This is a genomic window from Streptomyces anulatus, assembly GCF_000721175.1.
Lineage (GTDB): Bacteria > Actinomycetota > Actinomycetes > Streptomycetales > Streptomycetaceae > Streptomyces > Streptomyces anulatus_C.
Map to the genome: position 1 here is coordinate 263,917 of NZ_JOEZ01000001.1, position 12,758 is coordinate 276,674.

The window sequence follows — 12,758 nt, forward strand, 5'->3', positions numbered from 1 at the left end:
CGTTCCATGAGCGAGCACCGTCGCAAAACGCCTCAGCCACAGGGTGGCGGGCGTGCCGCGGCCAGACGAGCCGCCCAGCAGTCGACCGGACGCCGAGCAGTCCCGTCACGCAGAGCCACTTCTGCATCACCTTCCGAATCGCCGTCCGAGCCGCATGGTGGTGAGGAGCGCCAGTACGGCAGTCGCGCCGAGGCCCGCCGCGCGGCCCAGCGCGGCGGCCGACGGCGCGGCGCCGACGCCGACGCCGGGGGGCATGGCGCCGGCGGCGGTGGGGGCCGACGACGCGGTGGCGGTGGCGGTTCCGACGGCCCGGCGGGCCGGGGACGCGACAACGGCGGCCCCGGCAAGAAGCGCTTCATCGACTATCCGCGCTACGGCAGGTACGGGTTCCGCCGCTGGGTGCCCTCGTGGAAGCTGGTGTCCGGGCTCTGCCTGGCGTTCCTCGGCCTGCTGATGGGCGTGGGGGGCATCTCGTACGCCTTGGTTTCCAAGCCGAACGTCAACGAAACGGCCGAGGCTCAGAACAACGTCTACTACTGGGCCGACGGCACGCAGATGGTGGCGACCGGTGGTGCGGTGAACCGTCAGATCCTCAAGTACGAGCAGATCCCGGTGGAGATGCGCAACGCCGTGATCTCGGCCGAGAACAAGAGCTTCAACTCGGACCGCGGCATCGACCCCATGGGCATCGGCCGGGCCCTGCTCAACATGGCCACGGGCGGTGAGACCCAAGGCGGCTCGACCATCACCCAGCAGTACGTGAAGAACTCCATGCTCACCCAGGATCAGACGCTCAAGCGGAAGTTCCAGGAGCTCTTCATCACGCTCAAGGTCGCTGAGGAAGACTCCAAGGAAAAGGTGATGGCGGGCTACCTCAACGTCTCCTACTACGGACGTGGGGCCTCCGGGCTGCAGGCAGCGGCCCGCACGTACTACAACAAGGACGCCGGCCAGCTGAACGCGAGCGAGTGCGCCTTCCTGGCCACCCTGCTCAAGGGTGCGAGCTACTACGACCCCGCCGGCGCCCCCCACATCGACAAGGACAACGCGACCGAGGCGAAGAACACCGAGCGGGCCAAGCTACGTTGGGAGTGGATCCTCGACGAGCAGGTCAAGGACGGGCGCATGACGGCGGAGGACCGCGCCAAGTACACCAAGTTCCCCATGCCTCTGCCGCCGAAGAAGGACGCCAAGCTCGGCGGTCAGACCGGCTACCTCGTGGACCTCGCCAAGAAGTACTTCCTCGCCAACAACGACCAGGGCATCGACGCCAAGCAGCTCGAACTGGGCGGCTTCGAGATCCACACCACCTTCCAGAAGAAGAGGGTGCAGCAGCTCGAAGCTGCGGTGAACAAGGTCTACAAGGCCAAGATCCGGCCCAAGGACCGCCCCGAAACGGACACGCACGTCGAGTTCGGCGGCGCGTCCGTGGACGCGAAGACCGGCGCCATCATCGCCACGTACGGCGGCCAGGACGCCACCACGCACTTCACGAACAACGCCGACGCCACAGGTGCCCAGGTCGGATCGACCTTCAAGCCCTTCGTACTGGCCGCGGCCATGCAGTACGGCGTGCGCGACCCGTCCAGGGGGCCGGAGCAGAGCAACTCCGAGCGCACCCAGGTCTCGCCGGAGAGCATCTACAACGGCGACAACAAGCTGCGGATCAAGGACTACACGGGCAAGATCTGGCTGAACCAGGACGACGAGGAGTGGCGTCAGACCAACGACGGCGACCAGGACTACGGCGACATCGACCTGCGGACGGCCATGGAGAAGTCCGCCAACTCCCCGTTCGTGCAGCTCGGCATGGACGTCGGTACGGACAAGGTCAAGGACGTCGCCGTCGCCTCCGGTCTGAAGGACGACACCTTCATGGCGGACGCGACCGTCCCCTCGTTCTCCATCGGCACCTCGTCGCCCAGCGCCATCCGTATGGCGGGTTCCTACGCCACCTTCGCCACGAGCGGCCAGCAGAACGACACCTACTCGGTGACCGAGGTGAAGGAGGGGGGCGTGACCGTCTACAAGCACAAGAAGACGCCCAAGCGCGCCTTCAGCCCGCTCATCGCCGACAACGTCACGGACGTGCTGAAGAACGTCGTCGAGAACGGGACGGGCAAGCCCGCCCGGCTGGAGGGCCGTGAGGCCGCCGGCAAGACCGGTACGACGGACGGCAACCGTTCCGCCTGGTTCGTCGGGTACACGCCGCAGATCTCGACCGCCATCAGCATGTTCCGGCTCGACGACGACGAGACGAACAAAGAGCGCGAGTTCTTGAAGATGTTCGGTACCGGTGGCGAGGAGAAGATCCACGGAAACTCGTTCCCGGCCTCCATCTGGCACGACTACATGACCGGGGCGATGAAGGGCAAGAAGGCCATCTCCTTCCCGGAGCCGAAGGACCTGGGCGAGGCCGTGTGGGGCGGTGGCGCCGTCAGCCCCAGCCCGACGCCCAGTCCCACGCCTTCGGCGACGCCCTCCGAGGAGCCGACGCCGACCCCGACGCCCTCGCAGACCACCCCGAGCCCGACGCCGACGCCGAGCAAGACGTGCGGCATCTTCGACCCGAACTGCCAGTCGGCGAACGGCGGAGGCCAGAACGGTGGCGCGGACGGCGGGGGCGACAACACCGGAACGACCGACGGGGGCGACAACACCGGAACGACCGACGGGGGCGACAACACCGGAACGACCGACGGCACTGACAACGGCGGTGCCCAGGGAGGCAACGGCAACCCAGGCGGAACCGGCTCGATCTGGGGCAACTCCGGATAGTCGCACCGCAGGCCGGGACGACCCGCAGGGGCCGGCCCGACACAGCGGCGAGGGCCGCCGCACCCGCAGGGGTGCGGCGGCCCTCGCCGCTTTCCCGGCGGCACACGGCGTCCCGGACTCTCCTGCCGTGTCCCCCGGGCGGTTCCCTGCCCCGGGCACAGCCCTGTACGGCAGGATGTGCGGCATGCCAAGCCCCAGCGCAGAAGACACGAGCGTGCACCAGGAGCGGCCCGTCGTGCGGCCCACCGATCAGGACGAGGTCGCGGCGGCCGGCAGCGAGCTGTTCGGTGGCCGGGTGGGACGCTGGGCACGCCTCGGCGACGGTCCGCTCACGCCGGTACGCGTCGTCGCGCTGGTCATGATCGGGATGTTCGCCCTCGGCATGGTGCAGAAGGTCCCCTGCTACGAATGGGCCTGGTTCCGCGGGGCCACCTCGCAGTACACGCACGCCTGCTACTCCGACATCCCGCACCTCTTTCTGGGACGCGGGTTCGCCGACGGCCTGGTGCCGTACTTCGACCGGCTGAGCGGCGACATGCAGTACCTGGAATACCCCGTGCTGACCGGGGTGTTCATGCAGGTGGCGGCCTGGCTGACGCTGACCCCGGACAGCGACCCCATCCAGCAGCGCGAGCAGATGTACTGGATGGTCAACGCGGGCATGCTGATGATCTGCGCGGTCGTCGTCGCCGTGTGCACCGTACGCACGCACCGCCGCCGCCCCTGGGACGGTCTCCTGGTCGCGCTGGCCCCCGCCTTCGTCCTCACCGCGACCATCAACTGGGACCTGCTGGCCGTCGCCCTGACGGCCGCGGCGATGCTCATGTGGTCCCGGGGCCGGGTGCTCGCGTTCGGCATCCTCATTGGCCTGGCGACGGCCGCCAAGCTCTACCCCGTCCTGCTGCTCGGCCCGCTCCTGGTGCTCTGCTGGCGGGCGGGCAGGTGGCGCGAGTTCGGTACGGCCCTGCTGGGTGCCGGGGCCGCCTGGCTGGTGGTGAACCTGCCGGTGATGCTCTTCGCCCCCGAGGGATGGCGGAAGTTCTACACCTTCAGCCAGGAGCGGCCCATCGACTTCGGCTCGTTCTGGCTGATCATCACCCAGCGCACCGGCAAGCCCATCGACGTGGAGACGGTCAACACCGCCTCGGTCGTTCTGATGGTCGTGTTCTGCGCGGGCATCGCGGGCCTGGCCCTGTCCGCGGCCCGCCGGCCGCGCTTCGCCCAGCTGGCGTTCCTGGTGGTGGCCGCGTTCATCCTGACGAACAAGGTCTACTCACCGCAGTACGTGCTCTGGCTGATCCCGCTGGCCGTCCTGGCCCGGCCGCGCTGGCGCGACTTCCTCATCTGGCAGGCCTGCGAGGTCATGTACTTCCTCGGGATCTGGTTCTACCTCGCCTACACGAGCGGCGGGGACAAGCACCAGGGACTGCCGCAGGAGGGCTACCAGGTCGCGATCGCCCTGCACCTGCTGGGCACGCTGTACCTGTGCGCGCTGATCGTCCGGGACATCCTCCTGCCGGAGAAGGACCCGGTGCGCAGGGACGGGTCGGACGACCCGTCGGGCGGTGTCCTCGACGGGGCTCCGGACGCGTTCGTGCTGGCTCCCGAGACCCGTCCGTCCGGGCACACGGCCCGGACGGTCACGGGACCCCGGGTGGAGTGGGGCGCCGCGTCCACCCGGGACGTCTGACCCGGGGGGCGGCTTCTCGGGACCGGCGGCTCAGCGGTCGACGAGCCGGTCGTACTGGGTGGTCGTGTGGCGCAGGTGGGCGACCAGCTCGTCACCGACCCGCGGTTCCTGGGCGTCCGAGGGCACGAACAGGATCGACACCTGCATGTGCGGCGGCTCGGCGAACCAGCGCTGCTTGCCCGCCCAGACGAACGGCGACAGGTTGCGGTTGACCGTGGCCAGGCCCGCGCGGGCGACGCCCTTGGCCCGCGGCATCACGCCGTGCAGCGCCTTGGGCGCCTCCAGGCCGACTCCGTGGGACGTACCGCCGGCCACGACGACCAGCCAGCCGTCGGACGCGGCCTTCTGCTGGCGGTAGCCGAACCGGTCGCCCTTGACGACCGGGGTGACGTCGAGGACGGCCCCCCGGTATTCGGTGGCCTCGTGGTCGCCGAGCCAGAGCCGGGTGCCGATACGGGCGCGGAAGCGGGTCTGCGGGAACTGCTGCTGGAGCCGGGCCAACTCCTCGGCGCGCAGATGGCTGACGAACATGGTGTGCAGCGGCAGCCGGGCCGCGCGCAGCCGGTCCATCCAGCCGATGACCTCCTCGACGGCGTCGGAGCCGTCGGTGCGGTCCAGCGGCAGGTGCAGGGCGAAGCCTTCGAGCCGTACGTCCTCGATCGCCGCGTGCAGTTGCCCGAGCTCTTCCTCCCTGACGCCGTGGCGCTTCATCGAGCTCATGCACTCGATGACGACCCGGGCGCCCACCAGGGCGTGCACCCCGTCGACGGAGGAGACGGACCGGATGACGCGATCCGGCAGCGGTACGGGCTCCTCACCGCGCCGGAACGGGGTCAGGACGAGCAGGTCGCCGCTGAACCAGTCCTTGATCCGGGCCGCCTCGTAGGTCGTCCCGACGGCGAGGGTGTCGGATCCGAAGCGGATCGTCTCGTCGGCGAGGCGCTCGTGTCCGAAGCCGTAGCCGTTGCCCTTGCAGACGGGTACGAGACCGGGGAACTGGTCGATCACGGACTTCTGGTGCGCCCGCCAGCGCGCGGTGTCGACGTAGAGGGAGAGCGCCATGGCGGCCCGGGACCTTTCTGTGGCTGCGGTGAATCAGGAACGTACGGTGTGCCGAGATGTGCCGGCCCAGGTATGCAGTGAAGCGGATCAGCGGCGCGACATATAGATGTCGAGCGCCTTGTGGAGCAGCTTGTTGAGCGGGAAGTCCCACTCGCCGACGTACTCGACGGCCTCGCCGCCGGTGCCGACCTTGAACTGGATCAGGCCGAAGAGGTGGTCGGTCTCGTCCAGCGAGTCGCTGATCCCGCGCAGGTCGTAGACGGTCGCGCCCATCGCGTAGCTGTCGCGCAGCATGCGCCACTGCATCGCGTTCGACGGCCGGACCTCGCGCCCGATGTTGTCGGAGGCGCCGTAGGAGTACCAGACGTGTCCGCCGACGACGAGCATCGTGGCCGCGGAGAGGTTCACGCCGTTGTGGCGGGCGAAGTAGAGCCGCATCCGGTTAGGGTCCTCGGTGTTGAGGACGGTCCACATGCGCTGGAAGTACGAGAGCGGGCGCGGCCGGAAGTGGTCGCGCACGGCGGTGATCTCGTAGAGCCGCTGCCACTCGGCCAGGTCCTCGTAACCGCCCTGGACGACCTCGACACCGGCCTTGTCGGCCTTCTTGATGTTGCGGCGCCACAGCTGGTTGAAGCCCTTGAGGACGTCCTCCAGCGAGCGGTTGGCCAGCGGCACCTGGAAGACGTAGCGGGGCTGTACGTCACCGAATCCGGCGCCGCCGTCCTCGCCCTGCTGCCAGCCCATCTTCCGCAGCCGGTCCGCGACCTCGAAGGCGCGCGGCTCGATGTGCGTGGCCTCGACGTCGCGCAGGCGCTTCACGTCCGGGTCCTGGATGCCGGACTTGATGGCCGCCGAGTCCCAGCGGCGGATGACCACCGGCGGGCCCATCTTCACGGAGAAGGCGCCCTGCTGCTTGAGGTGGGCGAGCATCGGCTGGAGCCAGTCGTCCAGGTTCGGCGCGTACCAGTTGATGACCGGGCCCTCAGGGAGGTAGGCCAGGTAGCGCTTGATCTTGGGCAGCTGGCGGTACAGGACGAGGCCGGCGCCGACGATCTCGCCGTTCTTGTCGAACCAGCCCAGGTTCTCCGAGCGCCATTCGGTCTTCACATCAGCCCACGCCGGGACCTGGCAGTGACTGGCCGAGGGCAGGCTCTGGATGTACGCCAGATGCTGCTCTCGGCTGATGGTCCTCAGGGTCAGGCTCATGCGGGGCGCTCCTCGGCAGGTGTGTCCCCATCGGTCAGGGGCTCCGGCTCTCGCGCCGAAGCCTACTGTGACCGAGGGGCGCCCGGCCTTGCTCCGGGGGGCCGGAATGGACGGCGGGCCGGTGCGGGCACCCGAGCGCCCGCACCGGCCCGTACTCCGGCCGTCGCTCCGACCGGTGCTCCGGTCAGGTGATCACGCCGCCGAAGAGGCCGCCGTGGGCCATGCCGAGGTAGAAGCCGACCGCGGAGGCCCCGAGACCCATGATCAGGCCGAACCTCTCCCAGGTGGTCTTCGAGATGTACTGACCGTAGGCGCCGGTCAGAATTCCGATGAGCCCAGCCCAGGAGCTGATCAGGTGCAGATGGTGGAACATCGCCGTGACGAACGCGAGGATGCCGAGCACCCCGGTCACCACCATCAGGACGTCCTGGACGGGATGCGGTCTGCCGTCCGTCGCGAAGAGCGAACCGGTGGCGCTGCGGCCGGTCGAGGACCGGGAGCCGGCGGGGCGAATGGTCTGTGCCATGGAGTACCTCCTGGCCGGACGGATGGGCGGGTGAATCCAGCGCCTCCCGCACCGCGGCGGGTGTAGCGCCTCTCACACCGCATCTGTCTCGATTGTGCCCTCTGAGCTCCTGATTTCAACCGGAAGCCGGTCTACGGGTAGTCTGTACGGTCTGCACCGGTGTCTGCCCAGGCCAGCACGGCGAGCCTCTACCCGAACCCCCACTCCGGGATCGTTCGGGAGCTGATTGTCAGTGCCGGGTGTTCTCCTCGGGAACACCGTTGCAACACGCATCACGACCCTCCTGCCACGGAACGACCGTGGCCGCTGAGTCCAAAGGAGGTGGGTTCCACATGCGTCACTACGAGGTGATGGTCATCCTCGACCCCGATCTCGAGGAGCGAGCAGTCTCCCCGCTGATCGAGAACTTCCTCTCCGTCGTCCGTGAGGGCGACGGAAAGGTGGAGAAGGTCGACACCTGGGGCCGTCGTCGGCTCGCCTACGAGATCAAGAAGAAGCCCGAGGGCATCTACTCGGTCATCGACCTGCAGGCCGAGCCTGCGGTCGTCAAGGAGCTCGACCGCCAGATGAACCTGAACGAGTCGGTCCTCCGGACCAAGGTCCTCCGTCCCGAGATCCACTGAGCATCTAGCTCAGCGGTTTTCGGGTCCGAGTAGCAGCAAGCAGCCAGAAGCAATCCCCGCCGAGAGGTTCACCCATGGCAGGCGAGACCGTCATCACGGTCGTCGGCAATCTCGTCGACGACCCCGAGCTGCGCTTCACCCCGTCCGGTGCGGCGGTCGCGAAGTTCCGTGTCGCGTCCACTCCCCGCATCTTCGACCGGCAGACCAATGAGTGGAAGGACGGCGAAGGCCTGTTCCTCACCTGCTCGGTCTGGCGTCAGGCGGCGGAGAACGTCGCGGAGTCGCTCCAGCGAGGCATGCGCGTCGTCGTGCAGGGCCGGCTGAAGCAGCGGTCCTACGAGGACCGTGAGGGTGTCAAGCGCACGGTCTACGAGCTGGACGTCGAGGAAGTCGGCCCCAGCCTCAAGAACGCCACGGCCAAGGTCACCAAGACCACCGGTCGCGGCGGTCAGGGCGGCCAGGGTGGATACGGCGGCGGCCAGCAGGGCGGCGGTAACTGGGGCGGCGGTCCCGGTGGCGGCGGCCAGCAGGGCGCCGGCGGTGCACCCGCCGACGACCCGTGGGCGACCGGTGCGCCGGCAGGCGGCCAGGGCGGCGGGGGACAGCAGGGCGGCGGAGGCGGCTGGGGCGGAAGCTCCGGCGGTTCCGGCGGCTCCGGCGGTGCCTCTGGCGGCGGCTACTCGGACGAGCCTCCCTTCTAGGGCTGCTCGTACCCCCACTTCTTGATCACACAGGAGAAACACCATGGCGAAGCCGCCTGTGCGCAAGCCTAAGAAGAAGGTCTGCGCGTTCTGCAAGGACAAGACCCAGTACGTGGACTACAAGGACACGAACATGCTGCGGAAGTTCATTTCCGACCGCGGCAAGATCCGTGCCCGCCGCGTCACCGGCAACTGCACGCAGCACCAGCGTGACGTCGCCACGGCAGTCAAGAACAGCCGTGAGATGGCGCTGCTGCCCTACACGTCCACCGCGCGATAAGGGAAGGGTGACAAGAGCATGAAGATCATCCTCACCCACGAGGTCTCCGGCCTCGGTGCCGCCGGCGACGTCGTCGACGTCAAGGACGGGTACGCCCGCAACTACCTGGTTCCGCGTGGCTTTGCCATTCGCTGGACCAAGGGCGGCGAGAAGGACGTGGCGCAGATCCGCCGCGCCCGCAAGATCCACGAGATCGCGACGATCGAGCAGGCCAACGAGATCAAGGCCAAGCTCGAGGGCGTGAAGGTCCGTCTGGCTGTTCGCTCCGGCGACGCCGGCCGTCTCTTCGGCTCCGTGACCCCGGCCGACATCGCCTCGGCGATCAAGGCTGCCGGTGGTCCCGACGTCGACAAGCGTCGCGTCGAGCTCGGCTCGCCGATCAAGACGCTCGGCGGACACCAGGTGTCCGTCCGTCTGCACCCCGAGGTCGCAGCGAAGCTCGGTGTCGAGGTCGTTGCTGCCTAAGGGCAGAGCTCAGCTGAGTCAGTGAAGGGCCGCACCCAGTGGGTGCGGCCCTTCACTGTGTTTCACGTGAAGCCTTCGCTGTGTTTCACGTGAAACAACCCCGGAACGTTTCACGTGAAACAGCTCGTGCGATGTGTCGCTCAGCGCGTGGCCCCGGTGACGATCCACCGGCCCGATCGGGTGCGCAGCCAGAGCGTGACGAGGCGGACGGCCATCATCAGGGTCATCGCCCACCAGAGCGCGGTGAGCCCGCCACCGAGGGAGGGCACCAAGAGTGCGACGGGGGCGAAGACGGCGAGCGTCACCAGCATCGCCCAGGCGAGATAGGGTCCGTCGCCGGCTCCCATCAGGACGCCGTCCAGGACGAAGACCACGCCGGCGATCGGCTGGGAGACCGCCACGACCAGGAGCGCGGGGAGCAAGGTTTCCCGCACCGAGGGATCGCTGGTGAAGAGCGGGATGAACAGAGGGCGGGCGAGCACGATCAGGACGCCGAGCACGATGCCGCAACCGATGCCCCACTCGACCATGCGGCGGCAGGCCTCGCGCGCGCCCTTCTCGTCGTTCGCCCCCAGGTAGCGGCCGATGATCGCCTGCCCCGCGATGGCGATGGCGTCGAGCGCGAAGGCAGTCAGGCTCCAGAGGGAGAGGATGATCTGGTGCGCGGCGATGTCGACGTCGCCGAGGCGGGCGGCGACGGCGGTAGCGATCATCAGGACGGCGCGCAGGGACAGCGTCCGTACCAGCAGGGGGACGCCCGCCCGTGCGCTGGCCCTGATGCCGGCCGCGTCGGGGCGCAGGGAGGCGCCGTGCTTCCGGGCCCCGCGGATCACCACGACGAGATAGGCGGCGGCCATACCGACCTGGGCGATCACGGTTCCCCACGCGGATCCGGCGATGCCGAGCCCGGCACCGTAGACGAGGGTCACGTTGAGGACGGCGTTCGCCGTGAAGCCGCCGATGGCGACGTACAGCGGGGTGCGGGTGTCCTGGAGTCCGCGGAGTACGCCGGTGGCGGCGAGCACGACGAGCATGGCCGGGATGCCGAGGATGGAGATCCTCAGGTACGTGATGGCGTGCGGGGCAGCGGTGTCGGACGCGCCGAAGACGTCGACGAGCCAGGGGGCGGTCGGGACCGCCAGGGCGACGACGGCAGCTCCGAGCAGCAGGGCGAGCCAGATGCCGTCCATGCCCTGCCGGATGGCGGCGGGCAGATCGCCCGCTCCCACCCGGCGGGCGACGGCCGCCGTGGTCGCGTAGGCGAGGAAGACGAAGATGCTCACGGCGGTCATCAGAAGGGCCGCGGCGATGCCGAGTCCGGCCAGTTGCGGGGTGCCGAGGTGGCCGACGACGGCGCTGTCGACCATCACGAACAAGGGCTCGGCGACGAGCGCGCCGAACGCCGGGACGGCGAGGGCGATGATCTCGCGGTCATGCCGTCGGCGGCTGTTCTCCGGAGTCGCGGGGGCCTGGGTCATGGGGGCCAATCTAATCTTCCACAGGTAAGAGATGCAATCCGCCTTTGGCCCTTACTTGAGTCCCTGCGGGGGCTTCCTTCCCGCGCTGTTTGCGGTGATCTTGAAATGAGGGCGAAAGTTTTTCTCCCCCACAGTCGGTGGACGGAGAATGCGCAGGTCAGGGTGGTTGCGTTGGTGTCGCTATGAGTTTGTCCACAGTGCTGTCCCCCGGTCCGTGCACAGGTTCGCCGGGGTTCTCCACAGCATCTGGTCGGTCGTCCACATGCCCTGTGGATAACCAGATTGGCTGACGGTGCGGAGGGGCCTACCGTAGTGCGGCGCCCGCACTCCGTTCCGGCACCGGAATCCACCGAACCAGATGCGCCGGAAGTGGAGTCGGGCGACTTGTTTGTCGGTGCCGTGCCGTAAGAAAGAGTGGCACGGCTAGGTCCGCGATGCGGACGGGAGGAGGCGGCCCGGTGAGCATTCCCGAGCCTTTGGACGACCCCTGGACCGAGACCGGTCCCGGGGACCGTCTGCCTGTCTCCCGCCAGCGTCGCGGGGACCGCAAGGGGCGTGAGGACCGCCATGACCGCGGCTCGGACGAGGCCTGGGAAGGCGGTTCCCCCGGGTTCGAACGGGTGCCGCCCCAGGATCTCGACGCCGAGCAGTCGGTCCTCGGCGGCATGCTGCTGTCCAAGGACGCCATCGCGGACGTCGTGGAGATCATCAAGGGGCACGACTTCTACCGCCCCGCCCACGAGACCGTCTACACGGCGATCCTCGACCTCTACGCCAAGGGCGAGCCGGCCGACCCGATCACCGTCGCCGCCGAGCTGGTCAAACGCGGAGAGATCACCAAGGTCGGCGGAGCGCCCTATCTGCACACCCTGGTGCAGTCCGTCCCCACCGCGGCCAACGCGTCGTACTACGCGGAGATCGTCCACGAGCGGGCGGTGCTCCGGCGGCTGGTCGAGGCGGGCACGAAGATCACACAGATGGGATACGCGGCCGACGGGGACGTCGACGAGATCGTCAACTCCGCGCAGGCCGAGATCTACGCGGTCACCGAGCAGCGCACCAGTGAGGACTACCTCCCCCTCGGCGACATCATGGAGGGTGCGCTCGACGAGATCGAGGCCATCGGCTCCCGCAGCGGCGAGATGACCGGTGTGCCGACGGGCTTCACGGACCTCGACGCCTTGACCAACGGCATGCACCCCGGCCAGATGATCGTTATCGCGGCCCGTCCCGCCATGGGCAAGTCCACGCTGGCGCTGGACTTCGCGCGCGCCGCCTCGATCAAGAACAACCTGCCCAGCGTCATCTTCTCCCTCGAGATGGGGCGCAACGAGATCGCGATGCGTCTGCTGTCGGCCGAGGCGCGGGTGGCCCTGCACCACATGCGGTCCGGCACGATGACGGACGAGGACTGGACCAGGCTCGCGCGCCGGATGCCCGAGGTCTCGGCCGCCCCGCTCTACATCGACGACTCCCCCAACCTGTCGATGATGGAGATCCGCGCGAAGTGCCGTCGGCTCAAGCAGCGCAACGACATCAAGCTCGTGATCATCGACTATCTGCAGCTGATGCAGGCCGGTGGGTCGAAGCGGTCCGAGAGCCGTCAGCAGGAGGTCTCGGACATGTCCCGAAACCTCAAGCTGCTGGCCAAGGAGCTGGAGGTCCCGGTGATCGCGCTCTCGCAGCTGAACCGTGGCCCCGAGCAGCGCACGGACAAGAAGCCGATGGTGTCCGACCTGCGTGAATCCGGCTCCATCGAGCAGGACGCCGACATGGTCATCCTGCTCCACCGCGAGGACGCGTACGAGAAGGAGTCACCGCGCGCGGGCGAGGCCGACATCATCGTCGGCAAGCACCGTAACGGCCCGACGGCCACCATCACCGTGGCCTTCCAGGGTCACTACTCCCGCTTCGTGGACATGGCGCAGACCTGACGGATGCGTCCGCCA

At 68.5% G+C, this 12,758-nt stretch carries 11 protein-coding genes; 7 read left to right on the forward strand and 4 right to left on the reverse strand.

All coding sequences use genetic code 11. The annotated features are described in order from the left end of the window. The first annotated feature begins 6 nt into the window (after positions 1-6). Positions 7-2,778 (forward strand): transglycosylase domain-containing protein, encoded by a 2,772-nt coding sequence (locus tag IG90_RS0101190; RefSeq protein WP_078585113.1) that lies wholly within the window; start codon positions 7-9, stop codon positions 2,776-2,778. Between the two features lie 175 nt (positions 2,779-2,953). Then, positions 2,954-4,468 (forward strand): glycosyltransferase family 87 protein, encoded by a 1,515-nt coding sequence (locus IG90_RS0101195; protein ID WP_164493853.1) that lies wholly within the window; start codon positions 2,954-2,956, stop codon positions 4,466-4,468. A gap of 30 nt (positions 4,469-4,498) precedes the next feature. Here IG90_RS0101195 and IG90_RS0101200 read toward each other — a convergent pair whose 3' ends face one another. From IG90_RS0101200 to IG90_RS0101210, 3 genes are all read right to left on the reverse strand, one after another. Further along, complete coding sequence (locus IG90_RS0101200; RefSeq protein ID WP_030576009.1) at positions 4,499-5,530, reverse strand: alanine racemase; 1,032 nt, start codon at positions 5,528-5,530, stop codon at positions 4,499-4,501. A gap of 87 nt (positions 5,531-5,617) precedes the next feature. Continuing rightward, the gene (locus tag IG90_RS0101205; RefSeq protein WP_030576011.1) at positions 5,618-6,736 is read right to left on the reverse strand and encodes a lipid II:glycine glycyltransferase FemX; all 1,119 of its coding nucleotides are present in this window, start codon (positions 6,734-6,736) and stop codon (positions 5,618-5,620) included. 184 nt (positions 6,737-6,920) lie between these two features. Next, complete coding sequence (locus IG90_RS0101210) at positions 6,921-7,262, reverse strand: hypothetical protein (protein WP_030576014.1); 342 nt, start codon at positions 7,260-7,262, stop codon at positions 6,921-6,923. Between the two features lie 332 nt (positions 7,263-7,594). Here IG90_RS0101210 and rpsF point away from each other — a divergent pair, with 332 nt between their 5' ends. From rpsF to rplI, 4 genes are all read left to right on the forward strand, one after another. Further along, positions 7,595-7,885 carry a 30S ribosomal protein S6 gene (rpsF, locus tag IG90_RS0101215; protein WP_018957345.1) on the forward strand — a complete coding sequence of 97 codons (291 nt, stop codon included), beginning with the start codon at positions 7,595-7,597 and terminating at the stop codon, positions 7,883-7,885. A 74-nt stretch (positions 7,886-7,959) separates the two neighbouring features. Further along, on the forward strand, positions 7,960-8,586 hold the full coding sequence (locus IG90_RS0101220) for a single-stranded DNA-binding protein (RefSeq protein ID WP_030576017.1): 627 nt from the start codon (positions 7,960-7,962) through the stop codon (positions 8,584-8,586). A 43-nt stretch (positions 8,587-8,629) separates the two neighbouring features. After that, positions 8,630-8,866 carry a 30S ribosomal protein S18 gene (gene rpsR, locus IG90_RS0101225; protein WP_003967857.1) on the forward strand — a complete coding sequence of 79 codons (237 nt, stop codon included), beginning with the start codon at positions 8,630-8,632 and terminating at the stop codon, positions 8,864-8,866. An 18-nt stretch (positions 8,867-8,884) separates the two neighbouring features. Next, on the forward strand, positions 8,885-9,331 hold the full coding sequence (gene rplI, locus IG90_RS0101230) for a 50S ribosomal protein L9 (protein ID WP_030576021.1): 447 nt from the start codon (positions 8,885-8,887) through the stop codon (positions 9,329-9,331). A gap of 140 nt (positions 9,332-9,471) precedes the next feature. On the opposite strand, the gene IG90_RS0101235 is transcribed toward rplI, so the two are convergent. Next, a complete protein-coding gene (locus IG90_RS0101235) occupies positions 9,472-10,809 on the reverse strand; it encodes an MATE family efflux transporter (RefSeq protein ID WP_030576023.1) in 1,338 nt (445 codons plus the stop codon). 458 nt (positions 10,810-11,267) lie between these two features. On the opposite strand from IG90_RS0101235, the gene dnaB reads away from it, so the two are divergent. Beyond that, the gene (dnaB, locus tag IG90_RS0101240) at positions 11,268-12,743 is read left to right on the forward strand and encodes a replicative DNA helicase (protein ID WP_026290418.1); all 1,476 of its coding nucleotides are present in this window, start codon (positions 11,268-11,270) and stop codon (positions 12,741-12,743) included. Positions 12,744-12,758: the final 15 nt, after the last annotated feature.

Excerpts from the sequence above, each read along its gene's own strand:
- IG90_RS0101190 (WP_078585113.1), top strand. The coding sequence starts at position 7 with ATGAGCGAGCACCGTCGCAAAACGCCTCAGCCACAGGGTGGCGGGCGT.
- IG90_RS0101195 (WP_164493853.1), top strand. The coding sequence starts at position 2,954 with ATGTGCGGCATGCCAAGCCCCAGCGCAGAAGACACGAGCGTGCACCAG.
- IG90_RS0101200 (WP_030576009.1), bottom strand. The coding sequence starts at position 5,530 with ATGGCGCTCTCCCTCTACGTCGACACCGCGCGCTGGCGGGCGCACCAG.
- IG90_RS0101205 (WP_030576011.1), bottom strand. The coding sequence starts at position 6,736 with ATGAGCCTGACCCTGAGGACCATCAGCCGAGAGCAGCATCTGGCGTAC.
- IG90_RS0101210 (WP_030576014.1), bottom strand. The coding sequence starts at position 7,262 with ATGGCACAGACCATTCGCCCCGCCGGCTCCCGGTCCTCGACCGGCCGC.
- rpsF (WP_018957345.1), top strand. The coding sequence starts at position 7,595 with ATGCGTCACTACGAGGTGATGGTCATCCTCGACCCCGATCTCGAGGAG.
- IG90_RS0101220 (WP_030576017.1), top strand. The coding sequence starts at position 7,960 with ATGGCAGGCGAGACCGTCATCACGGTCGTCGGCAATCTCGTCGACGAC.
- rpsR (WP_003967857.1), top strand. The coding sequence starts at position 8,630 with ATGGCGAAGCCGCCTGTGCGCAAGCCTAAGAAGAAGGTCTGCGCGTTC.
- rplI (WP_030576021.1), top strand. The coding sequence starts at position 8,885 with ATGAAGATCATCCTCACCCACGAGGTCTCCGGCCTCGGTGCCGCCGGC.
- IG90_RS0101235 (WP_030576023.1), bottom strand. The coding sequence starts at position 10,809 with ATGACCCAGGCCCCCGCGACTCCGGAGAACAGCCGCCGACGGCATGAC.